Origin of the sequence: Pseudomonas cucumis (genome assembly GCF_030687935.1) — a bacterium.
Classification (GTDB): Bacteria; Pseudomonadota; Gammaproteobacteria; order Pseudomonadales; family Pseudomonadaceae; genus Aquipseudomonas; species Aquipseudomonas cucumis.
On record NZ_CP117454.1, the window covers coordinates 794229 to 818316 of the forward strand.

Annotated in this window: 14 protein-coding genes and 1 pseudogene; 4 read left to right on the top strand and 11 right to left on the bottom strand. The window is 56.4% G+C overall.

The window, feature by feature from the left end; genetic code table 11:
- Nucleotides 1–20: 20 nt before the first annotated feature.
- The 6 genes and pseudogenes from PSH97_RS03425 to PSH97_RS28550 all read right to left on the bottom strand — a co-directional run.
- Entirely contained in the window at nt 21–2843 is a 2823-nt protein-coding gene (locus PSH97_RS03425) for an RHS repeat-associated core domain-containing protein (protein ID WP_305448115.1), read from the bottom strand.
- Nucleotides 2840–7327 carry a SpvB/TcaC N-terminal domain-containing protein gene (locus tag PSH97_RS03430; protein ID WP_305448116.1) on the bottom strand — a complete coding sequence of 1496 codons (4488 nt, stop codon included), beginning with the start codon at nt 7325–7327 and terminating at the stop codon, nt 2840–2842. The genes PSH97_RS03425 and PSH97_RS03430 overlap by 4 nt, the downstream gene beginning before the upstream one ends.
- On the bottom strand, nt 7324–11226 hold the full coding sequence (locus tag PSH97_RS03435; RefSeq protein WP_305448117.1) for a Tc toxin subunit A-related protein: 3903 nt from the start codon (nt 11224–11226) through the stop codon (nt 7324–7326). The genes PSH97_RS03430 and PSH97_RS03435 overlap by 4 nt, the downstream gene beginning before the upstream one ends.
- Nucleotides 11227–11252: 26 nt before the next feature.
- Nucleotides 11253–14546 (bottom strand): Tc toxin subunit A, encoded by a 3294-nt coding sequence (locus PSH97_RS03440; protein WP_305448118.1) that lies wholly within the window; start codon nt 14544–14546, stop codon nt 11253–11255.
- Between the two features lie 205 nt (nt 14547–14751).
- A complete protein-coding gene (locus PSH97_RS28545) occupies nt 14752–15615 on the bottom strand; it encodes a methyl-accepting chemotaxis protein (protein ID WP_407682179.1) in 864 nt (287 codons plus the stop codon).
- A gap of 42 nt (nt 15616–15657) precedes the next feature.
- Nucleotides 15658–16671 (bottom strand): annotated as a pseudogene (locus PSH97_RS28550) (methyl-accepting chemotaxis protein); the annotation flags it as partial.
- A gap of 260 nt (nt 16672–16931) precedes the next feature.
- Between PSH97_RS28550 and pmrG the strand changes: the two are divergent.
- Together pmrG and PSH97_RS03455 are read left to right on the top strand one after the other, a co-directional pair.
- Entirely contained in the window at nt 16932–17603 is a 672-nt protein-coding gene (pmrG, locus tag PSH97_RS03450) for a lipopolysaccharide core heptose(II)-phosphate phosphatase PmrG (protein WP_305448120.1), read from the top strand.
- Between the two features lie 34 nt (nt 17604–17637).
- Nucleotides 17638–18498: a phosphatase PAP2 family protein gene (locus tag PSH97_RS03455; RefSeq protein WP_305448121.1), complete on the top strand. Its 861-nt coding sequence runs from the start codon at nt 17638–17640 to the stop codon at nt 18496–18498.
- A 283-nt stretch (nt 18499–18781) separates the two neighbouring features.
- Here PSH97_RS03455 and PSH97_RS03460 read toward each other — a convergent pair whose 3' ends face one another.
- Both PSH97_RS03460 and PSH97_RS03465 read right to left on the bottom strand, forming a co-directional pair.
- The gene (locus tag PSH97_RS03460) at nt 18782–19150 is read right to left on the bottom strand and encodes a DUF6124 family protein (protein ID WP_305448122.1); all 369 of its coding nucleotides are present in this window, start codon (nt 19148–19150) and stop codon (nt 18782–18784) included.
- A gap of 365 nt (nt 19151–19515) precedes the next feature.
- Nucleotides 19516–20070 carry a TetR/AcrR family transcriptional regulator gene (locus PSH97_RS03465; RefSeq protein WP_305448123.1) on the bottom strand — a complete coding sequence of 185 codons (555 nt, stop codon included), beginning with the start codon at nt 20068–20070 and terminating at the stop codon, nt 19516–19518.
- A 126-nt stretch (nt 20071–20196) separates the two neighbouring features.
- Here PSH97_RS03465 and PSH97_RS03470 point away from each other — a divergent pair, with 126 nt between their 5' ends.
- Nucleotides 20197–20865, top strand: a complete 669-nt coding sequence (locus PSH97_RS03470; protein ID WP_305448124.1) for a DJ-1/PfpI family protein — start codon at nt 20197–20199, stop codon at nt 20863–20865.
- Between the two features lie 23 nt (nt 20866–20888).
- A complete protein-coding gene (locus tag PSH97_RS03475; RefSeq protein WP_322791089.1) occupies nt 20889–21419 on the top strand; it encodes a DUF2867 domain-containing protein in 531 nt (176 codons plus the stop codon).
- Between the two features lie 165 nt (nt 21420–21584).
- Here the strand turns inward: PSH97_RS03475 and PSH97_RS03480 are convergent, their stop codons facing one another.
- From PSH97_RS03480 to PSH97_RS03490, 3 genes are read right to left on the bottom strand one after another with little or no spacing between them, the layout of a single operon-like run.
- Nucleotides 21585–22448 carry an alpha-amylase family protein gene (locus tag PSH97_RS03480; protein ID WP_407682164.1) on the bottom strand — a complete coding sequence of 288 codons (864 nt, stop codon included), beginning with the start codon at nt 22446–22448 and terminating at the stop codon, nt 21585–21587.
- Complete coding sequence (locus PSH97_RS03485; RefSeq protein ID WP_305448125.1) at nt 22445–23434, bottom strand: alginate O-acetyltransferase AlgX-related protein; 990 nt, start codon at nt 23432–23434, stop codon at nt 22445–22447. Before PSH97_RS03485 ends, PSH97_RS03480 begins: the two co-directional genes overlap by 4 nt.
- Nucleotides 23431–24084 (bottom strand): alginate O-acetyltransferase AlgF, encoded by a 654-nt coding sequence (locus PSH97_RS03490; RefSeq protein ID WP_305448126.1) that lies wholly within the window; start codon nt 24082–24084, stop codon nt 23431–23433. Before PSH97_RS03490 ends, PSH97_RS03485 begins: the two co-directional genes overlap by 4 nt.
- Nucleotides 24085–24088 lie beyond the last annotated feature (4 nt).

Here is a 24088-nt window from a genome sequence, read left to right on the forward strand (position 1 = left end):
CGAATCGGTGATTTCACTTTTTAGCTGGTCCGTGATCGGTTGTATTCGGAATGTCTGAAGAGTAACTCCCTGCCTCTCTGGACGGTGGCTCTTGTGACATCGATGTCGTGCTGAATATCTGAACGCTTTATCGCGTGTGAGCCCGAGGTCACTATCTTGTTGGTTGCGATATCAAAGGAAAGCTTCAACGTACCCAATGGGTCGTTGGAGTAAAACTCGTCTATTCCCAGGATATCGAAGGCTTTGTTTATCTCTTGGGAGTCGTGCTTCAGGTATTCATCCAGCAAGTAGAGCGCGTTGTTCAGCTTTTCAATTTTTCTGGGTTGCAAACCTCTGAGCGCAGTATCTACTTGAACAGAAGCTTCGAAATTCGCAACCCAGGCACCTGGCAATGCCGCCACTTTTCCCAACAGATATCGCGTTGCTATCAATGAGGGTTTCTTCTGCCCTTGCGCAACCCTGACGTCATGCTCTCTGACGGCGTCCTGTGATTTTGCATGGATATTGTAAAAAGCCGTTCTTCCGGCTTTTTCTATTTTTTCGGGATCCAGCCGAGAGGCTTGGGGAAGCAATGAAAGAGGCAGGTGGCGAGTCGAATCCAATTTCTCCGCCGCAGTATCCAGCCCCAGCGAGGTGGCGGATGAGGCCGCGATCGCCGCCGCCGGGCCCAAGGCCAACGCACCAACGCCAGCAGCCGTTGCGATGGCACTGCGGGACAAGTTGTAACCCAGGCTCTGCGCGTATCTTTTATAGATCTCGTTATCGCTGAAACTGTTGTAGAGCTGGTAGTTGACGGTGCTGACCCGGCTTTGTACTTCCGAGAGTATTTTGGGGAAGGTGGCAATCTCTTCCTTTATGTTTTCCTGTTCTCTTGTCGTGCCGAGTTTATCGACGTAACGAACCGGGTTATTACCGACCATACAATAAAGATTCATTCCGTCTGCGATCCCTATCGGATCCGGACTGATCCACCGCTGTAACCACGGTGCGTAATACCTGTAGCCATAGTAATAGAGGCCACTGGCATCGCGTTCCTTGCCGGAATATCGAATGGTTTTGTAATCCGCTTCCACCTGCGAGCGGGAAGCTATCCATGCAGTTCCACCATAAGGCAAATAGCTTTCCTGGCTGATCAGCCAAGCTTGGTCGTCGAGTTCCAGTGAGCTGGAGCCCAGATCGTCGTCAAGGCTATAGCGCAGTTGGTTTGCCGCGATACCGGACGGCCGACCTTGGGTCCAGTGCAGATAACGTACGCTACAGCGGCCGGCTTGCAGGGTGATGACTTCCAGTCGCTCGTTAGTGCGGGTGCGGATTTCGAGTCCCGGCAGATAACGGACTTCTCGGGTGTGAGTCACCGATGCTGCATAAGTCGTTTGGATCTTGCGTACACGTTGACCGCTGCTGTCGTAGCAATAGCGCTCAATATCATCGCGTCCTTCTTCACGCCGGATCAGCATTACGCTGGCGAGTTGATTGCGGGCATTCCATTCCAGCGCTTGGCCTGGGTATAGCGCCTGCTGATTACCGTTGGCATCGAAGTGCGCAGTTGCATTGGGTGCTGTGTCCCCCTTGTTCCAGGACAGGAGCCGATTGCTTGAAGTGGCAACGTTCAAGGTCCGGGTATAGTTGTTGCGGTCGCGAACATGGCGCAGTTCGGTCAGGTTGCCGCCGGTGTCGTATTGGTAGTGCTCGATGAAGTTGAACAATAGCTGGGCGTCAATCGGTGTTCTACTGGAGGCGGGAAGGTGAGGTTGGCTGTTCGGTCCCGCCGCTTCACGACCCGTTGCGCTGATGAGTTGGTAGAGGCTGTCGTAGGTAAACGTGCTGACCGCTTCGACCCGTTGGTTACTGCCGAATTGCACCGGTTGGGCCTTGTCCGCGATGCGCATCACATTGCCCACCGGGTCATAGGTGTAGTGCAAATCCTGCAGGGTGCTGCCAGACACGGACGCGCTGAGTGAGGTCAAGCGACCGCTGGCCGGATCGAACATGGCGCGGCTGACAACACCGTTTCCGGCGGTCTGGGATTCGATCTGGCCAAACGCGTTGTAGTGGAGGTCCTTCAAAATGACCTGTTCTGTAGTCGCACCGTTGATTAGAAGTTTAATGGCCTTGAGTTGGCCGGCGACATCAAACGAGAAGCGCTGTTGGTGCTGACCGGCATCGATCTGTTGGATCGTTTCTCCCTGTGCGTCGTAGCGCCAGATCGTTTTATGGCCATCCCCCTCTTCAAGCAGCAAGTCGCGTTCTTTTTCGTCTGTTGGCCAATGTGGCTGTCGGGGATCGAAGAGGAAGCGCCGTGTCTGGCCAAGGGGTTTGGCACAGAGGGCGTATTCATTGATGAGCAAAGTACCGACACCGTCATCGTGTCGAGTCAGCGCGCCACATCGGTTATGTCTGGCGGATTCAGATGAACTATCGCCATAGCTGAAGCGTTCGACCACGCGCAGAACCTGACCTGCCGCCTGCTCCTGGATTTCGGTCGGCCTTAGCTGATTATCGTAAGTCGTTTGCCAATGGTTGCCCCGCTGATCCCAGCTACGCAGTGTCTGTCCGGCGTCGCCAGGCAGACTCAAACGCCACCCGGCGTCGACACTGTCCACCAACAGCACCTTGCCGGACAGGCTGTAGACGGTCGTCAGATTGGCGTTAGGTGTTTTGGCAAACAGACGTGGGTCCCGCTGTTCAACCTGGCGTCCGGCAATGTCATGGTGCTGACGGCTGATCCGCGTTTGAGGGCTGTCGTCGGCGCTGCTGCGACAGTAAGCGATTTGCCGCACGAGCAGGCCGCGGCTGTCGATGGCGCTGATCGTGGGTGTTTTGCGGTGAAGGCGTGCGTTCATACCTCACCTCCACTGGTCGTGGATGGTTCTGGCATGACCTCTTCCAGCGTATCGTTCTCGTCCTCGTTCAGGGTGTACCAGGGGTGGCGGGTATGCCGCCGCATATAGGAAAGACCATCTTGTTTTGCCATACGTGTACGCGTAGGGCGTCCCAACGCATCGTAAAACTGCAGATCGCAATGGCCGAACTGTCGCAACGACACATCGTTAATGTAGTCATGCCGATCGGCGAAGTAAGGACGGTAGGTCCGGATCGCCAACCCCTTGTTGTTGTATTCCACCCGCTCGCTGATACGCCAGCGCTTTGCTACGGTCAGCTCCTTCGGTTTTCCGTCCTCGAGGGTCAGCTCTCCCTTGGCGTTGACGACGTAAGCCGTACCCGATTCGACTTGTTTTTTACTTTGCAGCGTTCGTCCGAAACCATCGCAGCAGGTGATGGTGATGCGGATCTGTTTCTGGTTGTCATCGGGGTAGCGATCTGCAATCAAGGTAACGATGTGTACCGGTTCACGGGATGCGGTGTCGATTTCGGCCTTCAACTTCACCTCATCGGCAGAGAGTGCACCAAGGGCTTGCAGCCGTTTTCGGGCTTTGGCGCAAATAAAACCATCGGGCAATAAGTCTCTTTTGCCTACGCAACGTGTCAGCCAGTCAGCGTCCTTCAACGCTGCGTCCGAGATGCGTCCCATCCAGCTGAAAAGTGTGTAAAAGGTTGCTGTAGCGGCATCCTGCAGCGCTTTCTGCCCGTTTTTAGTTGCATCGTATGGGGTGGCGAGTTCCGGGCGCTTGTAATCATTGATAGGTTTGAAACCTGTGGGCTTGTCGCCCTCACCGCCATAAAAACTGCTGGCCAATATCTGGCCAAAACTGTCATGGAGACCTTCCTCGATGTTCCCGTTCGGGTCGGTGATGCGTAGGGGGACAAGCGAGCGATAATCGTAGGTGGCGTTGGTGATACAACCATCGGGAAGTTTGAGTTGGGTAATGAAACAGCGGTACTTGTCGTAGGAGATCTCGGTCACGCCATGGCTTTTGCTCGGCTGCTGAGTCTGTGTTTTGTAAAAACCTTTCAGTGTGGCGTAGGTCGCGAAGCCACTTTTGACTGACCAGAGTTTTCTGGGAACAGTGGTCACGGGAAGGAAATCGGTCATACGGTGGTAGCCACTTCGCTCGAGCAGTTTTCCTTTGGGGCGAGACGCTTGCAACAATACGTCGAAGGCTCTCAACGCTGTCTCGTCCAGTTCGGCCGTTTCCAGGTGATCGGCCAGCGCTTCGAAGTGAGCGTCACCCTCCTTCAGCGTTTGCGCGGTCAAGGTGTTCTTGTAGCGTTGCACGGACAGGCCCGTCAGGATGCTTTGGATTGTCCAGGCTGTTTCCTTGACGAGCTCGATGAGCTTTTCGTAAGTCATGTCCTTTGTGGACAGCCCTCCAGCCTCGGGTGTCTTGGGACGTTTCAACGCATTGGCACGCTGGCGATAAGGCAGACCCAATCGCCATCCTTGAGGTTTTTGCAAATGAATGAACTCGGTGCGGGTTTCGTTCAGGTAGTAGAACTGTTGCGCCGGATCATGAGCATCGCGCCACCATTGTTGCTGGTCGGCATCGCTGAATGGCGGGGTATCGCTGTCGGTTTTGCGTCGCGGGTAATGCACCTTCACGTTGTGGGTCAGAGCGCCGTACAGGTCGTGCTGCAGATTGAAGGTGTGCTGGCATTGCGGATCATCGGTAATGCCTTCGTACTGATAATTGATGGTCTCCAGCAGCAGCGGCAACATTCGGGCATAGCCTCGATGGCCCTCAGGCGTCTGTAGCAAACGTACCCGGTAGCGGTTTTCCTGAACTGAATAAAGTGTCCTGGTTTTCAGGCGCTTATCGATTCCGAGGATCTCGCTGCGCAATAAATGGCCACTCAGGGCCCGAGCCACTTCCAGGGTTGTTGCCGCATCTGGGGATGTGATGCATGTGTCGTTCTCGAGCTCGGGCTGGTATTGGCAAAGCAATGCCTTGCCCAGCGCCAGGGCTTCTTTATCAGCGTTGTGATAACCGGTGCGGGGCAGGTCAATCGCTCGCCCGGTGTGGAACCAGCTCTTCGTCAGGCATGGCGTGGTGAAACTTTGCGAGTCGGCATCACCTGGGTTGGTTTCGCTGTCGGTTTGCAGCAATAGGCCGAAGCCGCGAAATTCCCGCTCGATGCCGTCGTAGTAGCCTTGGCGGTAGGAAAAGCTCTGGGTCAGTCGATTGCCGGTAATCTCGTCGAGCTGGGTCTGTTTCGATACCAGGTGCAGCGCTATTGGCAAATGGCAGGTGCGGGGCTTGTCGGTTTTGATTTTCTCCGCTTTTTCATCCAGCCATTCCTGCGCTGAGCTGCGGTAGCTGATGCTGCCGGCGGTGCCCATATTGTTATTGGTGCCAGTGAGTAAATACGGTTTTGCCCGGACGAAGTCGTAGCGCCAATGACGGGATGTCATGTGCGGCACACTCAGAATCAGGCTCGAGCAGCCAAGCCCTTGCAGATCGGCAATGCTCACCTGACATAAACCGTCGTAGCGTACGCCTTCCGGCCAGGGCAGCTGAACGCAAGCATCGAAGCCATTGCCGCAGCGGTTCATGAAGACCAGCGCCTGATCTGTTTCCAGATAGATAAGGTCGGCGGCGCCGGAGCCATCCAGGTCCGCCAGACGGATACGCGAGGCGTCGAATGTTTCGTAGGCGAGAGCTGGAGAGCCCAGCACAATGCCTTTGCCGAAACGTCCACGCCCCAGGTTTGGCCAGCACTTCACTTCGTTGTGGCGAATGCGCACCAGATGCTGCTGGCCACTGCCCAGGATATCGCTGAATGCCACCAGTTCGGTGGGCGAAGAGGTGAGTACAGGAAGGGCATCTTCATCCTCGTTACGAGTTACTTCGCGGGCAGCTGCAAAACCGTTTTGCCGTTGATTGGCGTACAGGCGAATACTGCGCGAACCTATCAATGTCAGGTCGCTGAGTCCTTCACTCATCAGATCGGCCAATTGCCCTTGTGGATTGAAAAACTCCAAAGGGAAGGCATTGAACGTGGTGAAGTTCGACCAGGTTCGGTCAGGACCGAGGGAGAAAAAACCACTCAGCCCCGGCTGAGCCATGACCCAGTCCAGCCGACCATCGCCCGTGAAGTCGTTCAGTGACTGGCGAACAGGTTTTGCGGTGTCGGCAATGGGAATATTGGGTAATGCTCGCCACTGATCGTAAGCCACTTCATTGCTTTTGGCTTTGGCTCGCATGGGTTCGCGGTAATACCAGCCTGTGTCACCTCGATAGAGCACGCCCGGCAGGCCTTCGCCGTACAGGTCCACCAGTTGATAATCCTGGCCGTCGTTGAGCCCCGGCATGTTCTGAAAGCGCTGCCAGGTTTGGGTATCAGGGAGGAGCGTGAACTCGCTGTAGCTGAATTCAACCGGCGGACGGTTATCGGCGTTTGCCGAGTTGCCAAACGCCTGGTCATGGGCGGCGCTCAGGTGGTTATAACCCAGAGGTGCCTGGCGGTAATCGAGCAGCAGGCGCCGCACCAGAACGGGGTCGGCGCCCAGTTCATCGGGAAAGCGGTGGAACATCAGAACCTGCCGGCACAGGCGTTCGGTGCGTAGTTCAAAACCGTAAGCGAAGCTGTAAAACGCGTCGCTACGGGCTTGCCACTCTTGGCCCTCATATAACGGTTTCTGTTCGTATTCCGTACGCCGTTCGCCATAGTCGAACACCAATTCGAAGTGCCATTGCGCAGGCTTCAATCGATCGGCTTGCCATGAGTAAAGGTGTGCATCAGCCTCGAAATTGCCATAACACACACGGCTCAAGTACCGCTGGGCGGTTATATCCGATTTGTATTGGTAGAGAATGTGCTCGCCATGTGCGTTCAGGCTCTCCTCCAGCAGCCATTCGCCTACACGGCTCGTATCCTGGAGATCCGCTCGACGCGATGCCGGATTTTTTCCGAACACGTGAAGGCTGCCGTCGGCACCGTGCACCAGCCAAAAACCCGGTTTGTCGCTCTGCGAGGACCAATGTTCGATGCGGTCGAAGCTGCTTTCGATTCTCGGGAAGTGACGCACGACGGTATAGGTTGTATCCAGTTCCAGCTCGTTGTAATGATCGATGCGGGTTGAGGTGGTGACGCCCTGAGTGTCGCGCTCGGGCAGCCACGTAATCCCGCTGGGGCCGATGATCTCGTCATCCTCGCTATAGGCCGGTACACCCTTGCTGGTGCGTCGTGCAACGGTGGGCAATGACATCCCCCAGCCGATGCCGAACACACTGTTGCCGACCGAACTGCTGTACCTGAGTGACAAAGAGGGTGCAAAACCGCGACCCGGTGAAATCGGCAAGGCAATCTCATAAGAAGCCGCACCGTGGGCGCCGATGGCGCTCCAGCCTTTACCAATGCTCTGGATGGCACCGCCACCCTTGGGCAGTGATGGCGCGATAACAGGCAATGCCGTTTGTTCACTCATTGTGAGCCTCCGCCTGCTCTGGCCGTGTAGCTCACGTGCACGATGATGTCGGTCAGTGATTCGAGCATGGACTTTTGTGCTGTGTGATGCGGAAACGACAGGTGCCATTTTGAAATCGCACCGGTGTATTCAAAGGGCAGGTAGCGTTCGTCCTGAAAGTTCAACGTAAAAAGGCCGTTGTCGACGATACCGGTGGAGAGCGCGATCTGCTGGTTGGCCCATTGACTGGCCATGACCTGCTTGCCTGAGCCTGACATGACAACGTAGCTACTGGTCTGGGTCAAAATGGCGCGGATGTCTTCATACGGACCCAGAACTGCCGGCAGGGAAAGGCTGATACTTTTGATTCGGCGCAGGCAGTGTCCCGGGTAGTCGTTATCAAACAATGCCTGGGTAAATTCGAATTCGCATGTGCCACTGTCCATCAGGGTTGACTTCAAACCTTTGACGGTCGGTGTACCTTCGACGCCGGGTATGTCCTCCCAGTGCTTATTGATAGAGGGTACGACCCCGGTGCTGCTCTTGTCCTTCTCTGCCTTTTCCTTCAGCTGTCGCAATGACACGGTCTTGCGAATCTCCAGCTCGCGTTCATTGCCCAAAAGATAGGCACTTTTCATCTTCAGCAAGCTCACCTTCATCCCCTCTCCAGGTCCGAGCCCGCGATAAGTACTGTTCCAGGCCTGGGGTTGAAAGAATGGCTGTGTGGAATGGTCGACCATTTCGTAGCGCCAGCACAGTTCAGTGAGTTGGCACAGCGACAACGTTGCGTCATACACCTGGTGATAGAAGCTGGAGAGCTGGTAGGTGAACCATTGGTAAAGTTGGGAGTGGGTAAAACGCTTGCTGAGGAAGTCGTAAGAGGCTCTGGCTTGCGAGAGTGACGTTTGAGTCTGGCGTAGCAGCAACAGGGTGGCCGTCTCCCGCTCCGCTTCAAGCGCCAGTTGAGCATCGAGCTGCGCGATTTCAAGCTTTGCCTGATCGCGAGCCTCGGTCCACTCCTGATGGCGCCGGCGGTACTGCGCCGCCCGTTCGAGGGCCTCGCCGGTGCCATGGGCGGCGGCTGCTGCGCCTTGAGCCCCGGCCATCACCGCCAAGGGCACCCCTTCCAGACGATGGCCGCCATCCGCCAGACCAAAAATGTTGGGGGCGACCTTCAGGCCCTGACCCACCAATTGAGCGGCGTGAGCGCCCGCTTCGGCAATACGTCCGGCCAGATGCGCGGCGGCAGCGGCGACTTCCTCCGGATTGACGACCTCGTTGACCAGCCGGCTGTAGTAAGCCATCCGCGCTTCGATAATCGCTTTACTGGCAAGCAGGGCTTCCTTGTTTTTTTGGTCGACCTTCAACGCCTGGGTCTGCAGGTCCACGGCAATGTTCGCCAAATCCCAGATGTGATGCTGTTGAAGCTCTTGAAAGCTGGCCTGCTCACTGCGTTCGATGAATGACAACAGCGTTGCACTGAACTGAATCACCGTATCTACCGCAGCCATGGCATGGGCATGCAGCGTGCTGAAGCGGTAAGGCGGGATTTGGGCACTCAGGCGCTGGTCAATTCCGGGCTCTGCCGCGCGCAGAAGCGTGGAGGCGGGCAGGCTGCCTGATGGTGCGGGCGCCACGAACAGAGGGAGCCTCAAGGGTCTGCCGGCCATGTCCAGATTGTGTCTGAGATTATGCAGACGGCCCTCCAGTTTCTCCCAGCGTGCGATCAGCCCCGGATTGAACGGCAAACGCAAATGAGGTGTATCAATCGTATGCACCGAGGGGGGCGATGCATAAGGACGCACGCACAATTGGGGGACTTTGCTTGAGGAGGTGTATACGTGTGTTTTTTTTGTGCCGAGTTCTTTTTCAAAAGTACGCAGTTTCTGGTTGGTCTCTTCACTGAAGTTTTTCAGCGTGATGGCGGTCCAGAGGTCGGTCTGTTTGAGATCCGGGCGAGGTCCCATCAGGTCCAGCGCACGGATATAAAAATGCTTCGCTTGCGTCAACCCGTCGGCGGTCAACGTGCGGTACGCAGTGTCACCGCGGTTGAGCAGAATATCGATATAGAGCATGTACAAGGCTTTGCGAAAGTGCACCGGGTGACTGAGTGCGATTTGATGCGGGTCTTGCGGACCCTGGATGGCGTAGGTGGTTTGACCGGGTGCGGGAGTTTTGGCGCTGATCAACGGCACCGCATTCCAGTAGTCGGGGTTCTTGTTTGCGACCTCTTTGCGGCCGGGATTGAACAGGTAATGCAGCCAGCGTTCGGCTTCGCCATATTGGCGCTCAGTATTGAGACGGTGCGCTATCAGCCATGGAAGGTACAAGAACAACTCGACAAAGTAGCGACCATAGGCGCCGTAGAAATTCATTGGTTCTGTCGCCCCTCCTTCTCTTGAAGAAGGCTCTTGCAAGTGCTGGGAATCCCAGCTCAGCAACTCGTCCATACTCGTTTCGGCACGCTGGATCAGATGCCTGGCGAAGGTGATGTTCATTCGGATGGGCAGGCGCGGTTGCTTTGTATCGATGTCGCTCAGCGTGATGGATGAATCTGAAAAATCAATGAACTCGACAGTGCCTGAAGCACTGTCGCGTCGGCAGTTGATACTGGGAGGTCTCAGTTTGTCGCTGGAAGAGGACTGTTTGAACTGGAGGCTCACTTTCCTCTCGGGGGCAGGCAGGAAGAGTGCTGTCCATTTTACGAATTCTGTACTGAGTCGCTCGAAGAACTTTGAAGCGTCATGCTGCTTGTCTTGTTTGCTGGGTAGCCCGTTGAGAAAAACCGTTGGTTTGATATCAGTATCTTTGTCGATATGAGCTGACATCCAAAACAGGTTCTGTAGGTCCTCGGGCCCCTCTCCAGCCCCGTCGACATAGAGCGAAATGAGTAGGGACTCGGGAGCGTGCGACGCATCATGGACGGCAATGGTGTGTAGGTTTTTCTTGAGCTGGGCAAGGCCCTGATTGTGCAGGGTAACATTGGACCCGTAACCCTGTAGGCAAGTCTGCGGCGTGCTCCAGCTCCCATCGTATTTTTTATAGCAAAGGTTCAAACGAAACAGTGGATTGGTCCTTGCAACCTCTTGCCCTGAAGGTCGGTTTATCGCCGTCTTGTTCTGGAAGATGCATTCGGCCCAAATCACATACAGGCGCTTGTTGAACATGACCGGTCGAATCGTCTGTTCGACGGCACTTTCGGAGATCGGCAGGTTGGCGCGTTTCCAGTCCGACCAGGCCAGAGGCTCCGGGGTGTCATATTTTTTCGGGGTGGAGCCCGGCAGTGATGGGCGTTGAGCCATATCCAGCGAACGCCAGTAATAGGAATTGGCGTTGCGGGATTTGGCGATGAAGTAATAGGTGCTGTTGGCGAAGTCGGTGCCGTCGATGTAACCATTGAGTGTGGTCAGATTGGCCACTTCTTCGAGTCTTGTCAGATAGGCCAGTACCGCCGTTTGAACCGACTCACCGGTGAGTTGGCTCTGATTGATGTCGTTTTCCAGTTGCTGGAAGTTGTCGGTTTTGATCTTGCGAAGGGTTGGGTCAAGATAGACCGCAGGGAAGTAATGTAGCCGCTGGTTGGTTGCCCAGCTCGAATAGTGATGCATCGCGCCACGCCAGGTCTCGACCTGATCTTTGGGGATGTCAGCGGTGTGATACCCCGGTTCCATGTTGGCCAGAATACTGTTGATGTATTGCTGCAGGCTTGCAGTGGCGCAGGCGACCGGGCTGGTAGGCACATCCTGGCTGACGAGCATGTCGAGTAGCCAATAGTGGTAGAGGTCATTGGCGGTTTTCAGATGCTCCGCGATCTTCAGTGACTTCAGTGTCTGGTCTTGCGGCACGATGGCGCATAGATAAAGCGCGAGCTGAGCGTCACGCAGGCTTTCATTGAGTTGTTTTTCAATAGAGGCAGACATGTTCATTCCTTGAGCATGTAAGGGGATCAGTGGCTGGAAGCCATGGCGGCTTCGCCGACTTTTTTCCAGGCATCGGCTGGGCTTTGGTTATTCAGGGCGGCAGCATTGAGCAGGGAGGCGGCACTCAGCCCCGTAGCTTTGCAGGCTGTTTGGCTGCGCATGACCCAATCCACGTCCTTCATCGTCCGTGCTGTCTGGTGATCCAGCTTCGCGGTCAGTGTCGTAACTTCAGCCGAAGTCCAGTTCAGCAACTGGGCCAGAAAGTTGTTGATGACCTCCTTGGGAGCGTCCGAATGGGCAGTTTCCAGATAGTTCAGGAGACTTTCTTCGGAATGCTGGTGGGTGCTCTGGCAATGGTTGAATCGATCCAGCAGGTACAAGCTGCTCAGCGTCAGTTCCAGGCGTGAGGATGGGGTTTCCAGCCACTGCGGGTGTTTCAGGAACAGGCGTAGAGCCCTGTTGCCGAGACTCAGTTGAACGGTTGCTTCGGCATGGCGCAGGACCGGGTGTAGCGTTTTGGGAAGTTCGACCTGGTGGGTGTCATGCAACGCCGTGGTCAGGATCTGGTAAACCGAAGTTCTGGCCCATAACAACACGCCTTTTGTGCAGTTCATCGGTAATTGGGAGGTTTCTTGCAGAAACTTCTCTACCAGATGCAGCTGCCGGTCATGGGCAAGCAGTAGAAGGTCTTTGAGCTTCCTTTTGCTGTCCTGTTTGAGCTGTTCGTTTTTACTGACATCGGCATCCATTTTCTGTGGATTGATGAGCCGGTCCAGGGCTGCGTCCAGTTTTTTCGGCACATCCTCCTCAATGTCCGGTGCAAAGTTTTTTACCAGCCCTTTGTCGTCGAGCAGCGTTTCAGCCAGCGCATGTCGCCAGTTGATGTTTGGCAGCAGCGACAGTTTTGCCAGCTCTTGTGGCGTGACCGCGTTGTCAATCACATCGCGATGCAGTTTGTCGAGGTGCTGCTGCAAGTCCCGAAACCTGTGAGCGTCGTTGCTCGAGGGACCGAGAAGACGTCCCAATTGGGGGATGGTGTAGACGGACTCATTGATCCATTGAGTGAGCCAGTCCATTTGCATCAGCACATCGAGCAGGTTGACGGGCTCATCTTGCGTCACCGTGGTCTCGGTGTAGAGGGTAGATTGCGATGTGGTTGTATGGCTCGGATAACGTATCAGACTCGTCATGGCGGGTGTGCCGCGTCCCGATTCATCAAGTGCGCCGTTGATTAGTGTTATTGGAGCACCTTCCAGAGAAATCTCTGTCTCGGCGCCAGCGGTAGATATCTGGCTGATTGTGATGCTGGGCAAATTATCGGTGGCGCTGGCGAATCTGATTAAAAGCTCATTGCTGGCACCTGGGGCGGCGAACCATGAAGTATTGGTTTTCAATGTTGACCCCGGCAAAAGCAGGGGAGGATTCGCTGGGTTGAATGGCTCGGGTAGATGAAAGCGTGCAACGACCTCGGTTTTTTCCGCTCCCCGATGGGCTGTTATTCGGAGGGTGCGAATGTCGGTCTTTCCACTTGCCAGACACCTGGATACGCTTTCTCCCCCCAGCAACTGCGCCAGCGTTGCATTGTCGGCGATCGAAAGACCGAACAGGCGGGCTACTCGCGCTTGCCTGTAGATTGAAGACAGCGTGTGTAAATCACATTTCAGCGCGCCGACATATCTCTCAGTGTTCTGGACGATCAGCAACAGCGAATCCTGTGTCAGAGGCAGGCCAAGGCCGACGCTCAGGTGCTGAAGAATTGTGTGCGAAACCGGGTCCGAGTCATCTGCAGAGAATGCTCGTTCATCGAGTACAAGCGGTGTCTCGAACAGCCGGACTCGATTGAATGCCCGATCGAACAAGGGGGTGTTATCACCGCAAGCATAAGGGACCAACTGATAAAGCAACGCCCCGAACTCTTCGGCTTCTATCGAGTATCGGCGGTTCAAATGGCGATAAACCCCCAGGCAGCGCACGGTATAAGTGTCGAGTTGCATGCGCATGTTGCGTGGAACCCGGGATTCCAAAGTGCTGACGATCAGAGTGTCCAGATCGGCGAACGGAATATCGAGCCATCGTTGCAAGCGGATCATCCGGTGCAGACGTTCGAGTCTGTCGTCTGTTGCTCCGGCGATTTCTTTTTTTGTACCGTTTTTGTCGAGCTCCATGCCAGTGCCAGCAGAGAAAGGACCGTTTACATAGCGGGCGCCATAGGGGGCGAAATGTGGCGTGGTCGTTGGGTACGACGGCGATCTTCGGGGGGTATGTCTGCCTTGTGAAAGCAGTTCTTCCAATTGCTCTGCCTTGAGCCCGGTGTGCTCCAGAAAGGTGTTCACGTTGTTCAGGGTGGAGGGCGTATCGACGCCATAGATACTTTTCCAATAGGCACTATTTGTAAGATCGCCCTCAGTCGTGAAAGGGGCTTGTGTCAACAGTGCCTGCTGTTTCGGTCCCAGTCCGGACAACAGTAGCTGAGCCTCAAGCGTGGAGGATGTCAGTACCTGGCCGTATGGTTTATCGACTGTTTGTGAGGTCGGAAGGCGGGTGCTGATGAGGTAGTTCAGTTCACCCAGCACTGGCTTTTTTTCACCGAGGCCCAACAGGCATTGATGATGGAAAATCTCGTAGGGAAGTGTGAAGGGATAACGCCTTTGAGCCAATATCTCATAGGTGGATTTGCCTCGGTCTGAGGTGTTCTGCAGCGCTGCCTGAATGTTCTTGTTGAGGATCTCATTGACGATATCGAGCATGGGCTGTGCTGCGAATGTGTTTTGCTGGTCGATCAATAAACTGGCGAGATCCGGTCGGCGCCTTTCCAGCAGGATTCGGTCGGTTCTTTCACCTGCTGATTGCGAGGTGCTGGTTTCCAGTTGTTTGGCGAACAGAGACAACGCCCGGAGATAGGCGACAGGTGAATCGATGGCGGCGATCGAATCGATTTTGCAGGCGTCGTCCCAGTTTTCCCGGAATAGATTAGTGTAGGTGGGGCCTTGTTTTTCTACAGCCCGGATGCCTGGAGGGTGCCACTGGTGCTGTGCGCTGCCATCTGAAGTTTGATGTTCTCGATACAGGTGGCTGATCTGGGCGGCGATGCATTTGACGTTGTCGTAGAGCGCTCCAGGGTTGGGCGTGTGCCCCTTGAGTGCGTTCTCATTTTGGATTGCAGTATTAAAGTGATGCTTGAATTGAGCTTCGGTTAGCCGAGTGATATCGAACACCGAGGTGAGTTTCAGCGTGTCTTTAAAAAACTCTTCAAGTGCTGTTTTTGTTTCCTCGGTGCCGTAGGCCTCGATCAGCGTCTTGAGCAACGGGTTATCGTCCATGTCGATGCATCTCCTTTGGGGGAGCTGACGACACTACGACGTGGCAGGGGGTGGCGCTGTCAGCCACACCGTTTAGTGGGAGCTGGAACTTTCGCCGTTTGGCTGGGGAAGGGGAAGGGGAAGCTGTAGGATTTTGAAACGCTGCATGGCTGAACGTCCCCAGGATCCCCGCAGTACCGGCACTGACGGGGCAGGGTCGCAGGCTTTACACCCGGAAGTGACTCACCATCATCTGCAACTGATTACCCAACCGCGCCAGTTCAACACTGGACGCAGCGGTTTCGTCGCTGGCGGCGGCGGTCTGTTCGGACACGTCGCGTACGTTGATGATGCTGCGGCTGATCTCTTCGGCCACGGCACTTTGTTGCTCGGCGGCGGCAGCGATTTGCTGGTTCATCGACTGGATGTTCGACACGGTGCGGGTGATGTTTTCCAGTGATACGCCGGCCTTGCGGGTCAGCGCCACACTGCTGTCGGTCAGGGCGCGGCTGTTGTTCATCACGGCCGACACTTGTTGGGTGCCATTCTGCAGGCCGGCCACCAGGCCTTCGATTTCTTCGGTGGATTTCTGCGTGCGTTGAGCCAGGCCACGAACTTCATCGGCCACGACAGCAAAACCACGACCGGCTTCACCGGCGCGGGCCGCTTCGATGGCGGCGTTGAGGGCCAGCAAGTTCGTCTGCTCGGCCACTGCTTTGATCACGTCCATGACGCTGCCGATCTTGTCGCTTTCCTTCTGCAGCACGCTCATGGCTTCGGTGGAGCGCGCCACTTCGCTGGCCAGGCGCTCGATCTGGGCGATGGCTTCGTTGACCACTTTGTCGCCTTCGCGCGCTTCGCCGTCAGCGGCGGCTGCGGCCTGGGACGCTTCTTCAGCGTTGCGCGCGACTTCCTGCACCGTGGCCGTCATCTCGTGCATGGCGGTGGCCACCTGATCGGTCTCGATCTTCTGGCTGTTGACCCCGGCGCTGGTTTGCTCGGTCACAGCGGACAGTTCTTCGGCGGCGCTGGCGATCTGGGTGACACCATCGCGGATACCACTGATCAAATCGCGCAGGGTCACGCCCATGCGCGCGATGCCCTGCTGCAACACGCCGAGTTCGTCGCGGCGAGTCACTTTGACGTCCTGGGACAGATCACCGCCGGCGATGCGCTCGACCACGGCCAGGGTATCGCGCAACGGGCCGGTGATCTGACGGGTGATGATCACGGCGGCAATGATGCCCACCAGCAACGCCAGCAACGTGCTGATCAGTTGCAGCGTGCGGGCCTGGGCGCTTTCGGCATCGCGGCGGTCGAGCTGGATCTGATATAGCTGATCGCTCAGTGTCACGATAGTGGCGCCTTGCTCAGTCATTTCCTTGCGTGCCTGCACCGCATCGGTGTTGGCGGTTTTATACGCTTGCAAGGCGCTGCGGTAGTTGCTCAGCGCGGTTTCCAGTTGACGCAGGGCATCTTGCTGGGTCTCGGCGAAATGCACGTTGAGCTGTTTCAGACTGGCGATAGCCGTGTCCAGTTGGGCGACGGCTTTTTGCTCAGTCTCGGCATTGGTGCTGGCGGTGTAGCCGCGCACTTCGTAGCGAGCCAGGATGAACGCTTCCTTGGCCGCGGTGATGGCCTGGAACTGTTCGAAGCGTTGGTCGCTCAGGGGCATTTGCTGCACGCGGGCGCTGATCGCTTCGATCAACTTGCTGGCGGTTTCAGCATTGGCGCCCATGGCGTCGCGGGCGCTGTTACCGGTGCGGTAGGCGCTGCGCATTTTGTTCAGGGATATCTGGTAAGCGCTGATGGTCGCGCTCTGCTCTTTGAGCAGCTTGACGTTTTCCGGGCTCTTGAAACTCGACAGCAACGCTTGTTGCTGAGCGATGAAACCGTCGAGGGTGGTCTGCACATTCTGTGCGGCGGTTTCGTCGCCATTGGTCAGCATGTATTGCAGACGGACCACGCGCAGTTTGGTCAGGCCGGCGTTGAGCTGAGTGATGTCGCTCATCCAGTTGCTGCGGTCAATCAACCCGCCCAGGCTTGTCCAGCCGGTCAGGGCGAGAACGCAGGTCAGTGCCAGGACCAGGCCGAATCCCAGGCCCAGTTTCAGGTTCACGCTGATATTACCGAACCAGCTATTCATCAATATTCCTCCAGGAACGTTGTGCTTCTTGATCGTCGGTTGGCTGGAAGATTGTTGTTTTAAGAGCCAGCAAAGGGTTAGCAGGTCTGTATCGGCAGTAATCGCGAGAGCTGAAAGGATTTTGTTGGATGGATTCTGTAACAAGATTTTTGGGCAAGTCTTAAGCTTTTTTTCACATGGGTTTCACCGGCTGCCGACGCGTGCCTCTTTACCCTCGCGGCAACGAATGACAGTGGTGCATGCTGGCGAGGCGGCTTGATGTGGAATTGAGACTGAGTCTGTTCGGGATAAAACGCTCGATCGATCTGAGCCGTTTGGTCCGTTATCGAAACGCCGCGGTTGTGCTGGCATCTGCCTTGTTGGTGATTCCGCTGACGGTTTGGCTGTTGCGGCCCGCTGCCGTGCCGGACCTGGCCCATGGCAACGTGGCGGGCGCCCGCGCGTTAGCGACTGGTTGGGCCAAAGGCGACATGATCGTGCTGGTGCGCCACGTCGAGCGCTGCGATCACTCCACGGCTGCCTGCCTGAGCGGCGATGATGGCATCACCGACCGCTCCCGCAGCGTGGCGGTGAGTGTCGGCGCGCAGTTCGAGCGTCTGGGGCTGGATCGGGCCGACATCTATAACAGCCCGATGATGCGTACGGTGCAAACCGCCGGTTACATGTTCAACAAGGTTGGCGTCGGTGAAGACTGGTTGATCCGCTGCAGGGGCAGCATGTTGCGCGATGCCCTGGCGCACAAAGTGGCCGGGCGCAACCTGATTCTGGTGACCCACAGCGAATGCATGGCGCAACTCGAAAAAGATCTCAAGTTACCGACCGCGACCCTTGGTTACGGCGCTTCTCTGTTTGTCTCCGCCAAAAAGTCTCAGCCACCACGCATGCTCGGTTTCATCGAGGCCTCCGACTGGCGTTCGGTAACCACCGAATGAGCTTCACCATCATTCCTCTGGATCAGGACGTACGATGCTGACCTCTTCCCGTTACCGCTTTTACTGGGCGAACTTCGGTATCCCACTGGTTTGCGCGATAGTGGTGTTCCTACTGTTTGACCTGACCAAAATCGATATCGCCTTCAGCGATCTTTTTTATGATCCGGCCACTCGCGTGTTTCCGTTGGACCATGTCCATTTGTTCGAGAAGATCACCCATAAATGGGCGCGGATCATCCCGAACTGCACTGGTGAGGTTGCGATGATTGGCGCTTTGCTGTCGTTTCTCTGGCCGCGGCTGAAGGCTGAAAAACATTCGAAGATCATCGCATTCCTGGAAAAAATCAAAATCGCACCGGTGCTTCGGTTTGCCAGTAAACACCGTCGGGACTTCCTCTATGTGGTGTTCGCGTTTTCCATCAGCACTGGCGTTATCCATTACCTCAAGGGCCACACCAGTGTGTATTGCCCGGTCGAAACGACTCAGTACGCCGGGAAAATCGAACACAAGGAGTGGTACCAGAATTTCGACCTGCTGAAAGTCGCTGGCGACGGTCGCTGCTGGCCGGGTGGACATGCGTCGGGCGGCTTTACCATGCTCGCGTTGTACTTCGTGGCACGCCGCTATCGCTGGCGGTATTCCAAAGCGCTGATGCACGGCTCGCTGCTGCTCGGTTTCGTCTACGGCACGACGCGGGTTCTACAGGGTTGGCACTACATGTCCCACACCTTCTGGGCCGGAATCTTCGTATGGCTGGCATGTTTGCTGACGGCGTTGGTGTTCTATGGTAGGGCGCGGCTGGAGCTGCCTGTACTGCAGAAGGCTGCGTCACCTGTTGAGCCGTTTACAGGGTTACAAAGTAGTAAGTCTGACGCCCCACCTTCATGGTCTTGATCACCTTCAAGGGGGCGGCGGGTTCATGTGACCCGGCGCCGGTCACTTGAGATCATCGCTAACAAAACTGTAGGCAAAAAAAAGCCCGCGGGAGGCGGGCAAACTGTAGTTTCTTGAATGAGCGAGAGGAATGTACAGGTTGGAGAGAGGCGGTGGGGTGAAGAAAAATTCATGTTGATGGAAGGCTTCTTCATTTTGCTTTTCTACGCCGAAACCTGTGTCTGTGAGCGTCGCATGCATCGATTCATGACAAAACCTCCCTTCGATCAACGAGCGCGATCACTCAGTGAACGACGGGAGGTTTGTCTACGGCCACCGACCCGTTCGGATCGAGGTTATCCCGCGCTCGGTTGACCAAAAGTTCGGTTAACACCGTCAACTGATGAAGAGCCAGCGCCACATTGTGCTGCGAGCCTTCGAGTTGATTGGCAAAGTCCAAAGTCATGACGTTGAGGGAGGCCAGGGTTTCGCTGGCATGAGCGAGCAGGGTAGTTGTATCGACGTCGGGGCGGACGCTGAAGATGTTCCTGTTCAGGTTGCGCCGGCGGGTGCTGACGGCACGTTCGGTGGCTTGGGGAAGTTGGGTAGGGTCGCGGGTTTCAGACTCAGAAGTGGCCGGATTTTTAACTAATTTCAGGGTGATCTTTTTCATAAGGGCGTTCCATGGGGTTAGGGATCCTTACGCTGTTTCGGCTGGTCAAAACCGTCCGCAGGGTTTGCAGCGAAGCGTGAAGACTATCTTCCCGAAACGTTGTTCGCCAGTTCATGGAAGTCGCTACGGGTTGCGGGAAATTTCCCAGGATGACGTGGCTCCAATCTGTCAGAGAAACTCTTTCCATTACATTCAGCTCGCATAACCCGAAGCGACCATCCCACTTGAGGCTTAGCTGCCGTATTGGCCCGCGGTCGAGCGTTGTGGGCAGACTCGACCGTCCCCGGGAAGGTAGCGACGTCCCTACCCCAAACACATTTGCAGTGGCACGCGAACTCTATTTATCACCCAATTTAGCTCATGACTTAGGCCCGCCACGGTGGAAGAGTCCCTTCGAAAAGTGAAAAGGCTCGATGCAGGAAACTGTTGAAGCGAGCGGCATCACGCCGCAGCCCTGCCTGTTGACCACCAATCAGGCACAGATGGGCCACCTGGCCAATCACCTCTGCTTGGCCTGGCATATGGACCAAGCGGCGGCACGTCCGTATCGCGAAGTCCAGTCGTCTTGTGTCAACACGCTGCTGAAACTCGCCTACCAACGGATCGTGCAGCGACCAGGCTCGGATGGAAATTTCCCGCCCAGGTTGTTTCTCAGCGGCAATACTCAAGTAGCGTTTCAAGGTTTCGCCCGCGCTACGACCCTGCGCCGCATAAGCGAGCATGCGCTCCGTGTAGTCTTCTTCCCAAGCGGCCAGCAAGGTGCGGACAAAGTCTTCGCGATTGCGGAAATGGTGATAGAACGATCCGCGGGTCACATTCAATCGGCGCGATAGACTCTCGGCCGAAACGCCAATATGTCCTATTTGGTCGAGGGCCTCAAAACCAGCCGCGATCCAATGGCTACGAGTTAGTTTTCTCACCCGTTATTTCGCTCCATATTTAGCACCATACAGACTGTGTATGGTGCGCAACCGATTGATACGCTGCGAACACCAGCAAAGATGGCCGTTGCGTTTTGCACGCCAGCACTTTTCATGGAGCTCGCCTTGAAGAAAATCGTTCTGGTTGCTTTCGACCAATTCACTGATATCGACCTATTCCTGATGTGGGACATCTTAGGCCGCAACACTGAGGACTGGCACGTCCGAATATTGGGTTCCAGCGCTATCGTGCTATCGGCGCACGGCCTGCCTGTTTCGGTGCACGGTCCGCTTTGTGAGGCCAATAGTGCCGACGCGGTATTGTTCGTCAGCGGCAAGGAAGGCATACCCGCTGCACTTGCCGCCCCAGATTTCCTGCCGTCGTTTGAACTTGACTCCAGACGCCAGCGAATCGGCTCCATATGCGCCGGAACTTTCATTCTCGAACGGCTTGGGCTGCTCAGCGGCCAGGCAACTACACACCCGGATGCACGATCGAGCTTGCAAGCTCTGGGACTTGAGCCCATGGACCAGCCTCTTGTATGCCAAGGGAACGTTGCAACCGCTGGCGGATGCCTTTCGGCGCTCTATCTGGTGGGATGGTTGGTTGAATCCTGGTTCGGTGTCGACAAGCGCCGTGCGACGTTGCTCCCTGTTCTGCCAGCTGGGCAGCAAGAGCTCTATGATGCCTTGATCGGGTTCAGTATCCGACAAGCACTTACAGGGCGACAAGGAGCGTTATACGACAAACCATCGCAACAAGAAACGCGACATGGCATGTCGTCCAATTGGTAGTTAGAACTCAGGAGAGATCCCCAATGCCCCGGGAATTTGAGCTCATCATGTCCGTGCCAGTCCCCTCGAGGTCCGGCATCACCCACCTTTATAAGTCGATGCACCTGGCGGACGCTTTTGCGATTCGGCTCCCTGCGGGCACATCTGGCAATCCGGATTTGCTAGCTCGATTCATCTTTTCCCACCAGCCATCCTGGATCGGATGGCTCATGAAAGTCCGAGACACTATCGTTGCCTGTTTTGGTCTGAAGACAGCCAAATATTTGGCATCACTTGCTAATCGGATTGGAGTCTTCAAGGTCTACAGCACGAACCAGACTGAAATCGTGTTGGGAGAGGACGACAAGCACCTCGACTTCCGGATATCGATCCTATGTTCTGGAGAGGCAGAGCCAGAAGGCAGTCGCCAACTCGTTTTTTCTACCGTGGTCCAGTGCCACAACCGTCTAGGCCGGGCCTACATCTTCGTTATTGCCCCATTTCACCGCTTGGTTGTTAAGGCCAGCCTCCTCCGTGCAGCGCGCGTCGGTTGGCCTCTGGCTACCTGCCCCTAAGGCTGATCAGCGTGAGCATCGCACGAGGTCCTGAGTGGGATGCTGTGATCGTTCCTCAACACGAGGCGCTTGACGCATGGTCGGTTCTGCCTCGCCTGTACGTAGGCTTTCATCCACTGGGTTAACGCTTCTCGCTGAAATCCAGGACTCGGTTGCCCATGAGCGTTATCGCACCAGTTGCTCCACCAATTCAGGAGTCACGTAGTGCGGCCCGTCAAACAGGTAGAGTGGATAACCGTCATAGGCCGCGAGTTGCGGTTTGAGCTCGGCAGCGGTCGCGGAGCGAAATCCGCCGCCGAAGTTGGGGCGGAAGGCTTCGACGATGATCCGCACACGGTCTTTGCCCAGGCGCTGGCTTAGGGCGTCGGCGTAGGTTCGGGCGATCGGTGCAGTGCGGGCGTAGACGCCAACACCGTCCTGGAAGAACACGCCGATGTCATCTGGTAGCCATTGCTTGAGCCATTCGGCGGTGGCGACGGGGCCGATATTGGCACCGTCATAAACGCTGATCCACAACGGTCGCGGCAGTTTGGCCAGCAGCGCGGGCAGTTCTTTGGCACGGGTCCAACTGGGGTCGACTTCAGCCGGGAAATACCAGCCGGTGACGTGTAACGGCGTAGGCAATTTGGCGATGCGTTCAGAGACAGCGGCCAGTTGTTCGATGTTGTCCCGTGAGCGGTTCTCGCTGAAATAACCCGCCAGCCCAAGGATCACATCCTGCGCCCAGGGGGCCTTGGCGATGCGCGCCCAATCGGGCAGCACCGGAACGGCGGGCAGGCCAGTGCCGGGAACGAAAGCCTGATCGTCGACGACTGTCCATTGCACCAGCAACTCTCGCGCTCCCAGTTTTTCCCAGTGTCCGCTGATACCGACGGTCTTGTTGTCCGGCTGCCAGACAATGCCGACAATCCCCGGGTCCAGAGCCTTGGTCTTCGCCACGTAGAGCATGCAGGTCCCTGCGCCGACGGTGACGGCAAACAACAGGGCCGCGACGGTCACGCGAGTGGCGGTGTAGCCGAAGATGTTCACGGAAGTGCCTTTTTGATGCGTTGATGCCATTGGCTCAGTGAGGTGACGCCTTTGGCGTTCCAGTTGGCTGTCGCATCAGGGCCAAGGTGGAACTGGCCCTCATTGAATTGCCAGACAATTACTTGCGGCTTGTGTTCGGCAAAATCCGCCGACTCCAGGTATTGCAACAGCGTAGCCCACGGACCGACGTCGCCGGGGTTCCAGGTCAGTGCGACGGGACGGTCCAGGGCATTTGAGAGCTTCTGCGTAAAGCCCAGGTAAGGCTGGACAAAGCTGTTGCCGATCACTTGGACCGGTGCCGGTGCATCGTCGATCAGCAAGTCGTTTTCGGCCTGATGGCGAACAGTGTAGATGTCGCGACCAATCGCCTTGCGCTTGATCGCGGGCAAAAAATTACTGGCCAGGTCGCCGAACGCGCGTCTGTCGAACCATTGGCCCAGCACCGCGCCACCACCAGGGTCACTTCGCAGGCGGTAGTGCTCGGTAATCAGTTGCGCCGTGGCGTCCGCAGTGTTTTCGGCGCTCCAGGCTGTCCAGTGGTAGTCGGCGCGGTAAAACGCGGTCTGTTTGCCTTGCTCGGTCCGTTGCAGGATCGGCTTGATGTTCAGCGTGGTCAGACCTGCTTGGGCCAAGTCGTTTTGCAGGTGGTCATAACGCTGCATCACGGCCACACTCAAGGGGTGATCAGCGGGTAGGCGCTGAGCATAAAACGGCGCTTTCATCGGCACCACCAGCACGACCAGTCCAATGTGTTCGCGTTGAAGTTGCTGTTGGAGTTCCCTGACCAGTGCAATGTTGCGAGCAGTGCCCGTGTTGTCGACCTTGCTCAGACTTTCCCAGGCAGGGAATAACCAGCCGCCGTTGCCGGTGATCACCGCCGAGGCCGCTTGAACGCCGGTGCCTGACAGGCTCGACAGCAGGCCAGCGATCATGGCAGGCATCGACAATCGACGGATAAGACGTTCGGGTTTGGATTGAAGGTTCATGGGGCGGTCTGGTCGACAAGGCCAATCAGCCGTGGAGCCTGGCGGGAGCCGATCAGGAACAGGCTATAACGATCGCCGGCCTTGAAGGGCGCCAGCTTCAACGGCAGGCTCGCGTTCTCATTGCAGCTGGCAACCAACGTCGCCTGCACCGGGTTGATCGTGCGCTGGGCTTGTCCGTTGAACGGCAGCTGATTGAACACAGGAGCACCGTTGGCGAGTTTGACCTCGGCCTTTTCGCAACCGTTGGCCAGGTTGTAGACATTGAGTTCGGCGCGCAGGTCTTTACCGCGCAGCGGCGGGTCGATGACCAAGCGTGGCGCCCGTGCCGGGTCGCTGTCGAGAATCAGCGTGACCCACGCACTTTTTGGTGCGCTGAGGCCTTTTATCTCGCGACCATTGACGGTCACGTGCAACGCTTGTCGCGAGTCTACGACCTGAAAGGGGCTGGCCACTGCGGTCTGGGCAGCAAGGGCAAAACTCGGGCCTTGGCCCACCTGGACTTGCATGGCGGTATCACTGGGATTGACCACCCGCACCCAGGCGGAACCCTCCGGCAGTTCTGGCGCATACAGCTGGGCGATTTCAGGGGCGGCGTGCGCCCACGTCGGGACCAGGCCAAGACCCAGCCACAAACACATTCGAACGTTCATGCAA

Coding starts and splice junctions, on each gene's coding strand:
- PSH97_RS03425 (WP_305448115.1), bottom strand. CDS start 2,843: ATGAACGCACGCCTTCACCGCAAAACACCCACGATCAGCGCCATCGAC.
- PSH97_RS03430 (WP_305448116.1), bottom strand. CDS start 7,327: ATGAGTGAACAAACGGCATTGCCTGTTATCGCGCCATCACTGCCCAAG.
- PSH97_RS03435 (WP_305448117.1), bottom strand. CDS start 11,226: ATGTCTGCCTCTATTGAAAAACAACTCAATGAAAGCCTGCGTGACGCT.
- PSH97_RS03440 (WP_305448118.1), bottom strand. CDS start 14,546: ATGGACGATAACCCGTTGCTCAAGACGCTGATCGAGGCCTACGGCACC.
- PSH97_RS28545 (WP_407682179.1), bottom strand. CDS start 15,615: ATGGGCGTGACCCTGCGCGATTTGATCAGTGGTATCCGCGATGGTGTC.
- PSH97_RS03455 (WP_305448121.1), top strand. CDS start 17,638: ATGCTGACCTCTTCCCGTTACCGCTTTTACTGGGCGAACTTCGGTATC.
- PSH97_RS03460 (WP_305448122.1), bottom strand. CDS start 19,150: ATGAAAAAGATCACCCTGAAATTAGTTAAAAATCCGGCCACTTCTGAG.
- PSH97_RS03475 (WP_322791089.1), top strand. CDS start 20,889: ATGCCCCGGGAATTTGAGCTCATCATGTCCGTGCCAGTCCCCTCGAGG.
- PSH97_RS03485 (WP_305448125.1), bottom strand. CDS start 23,434: ATGAACCTTCAATCCAAACCCGAACGTCTTATCCGTCGATTGTCGATG.
- PSH97_RS03490 (WP_305448126.1), bottom strand. CDS start 24,084: ATGAACGTTCGAATGTGTTTGTGGCTGGGTCTTGGCCTGGTCCCGACG.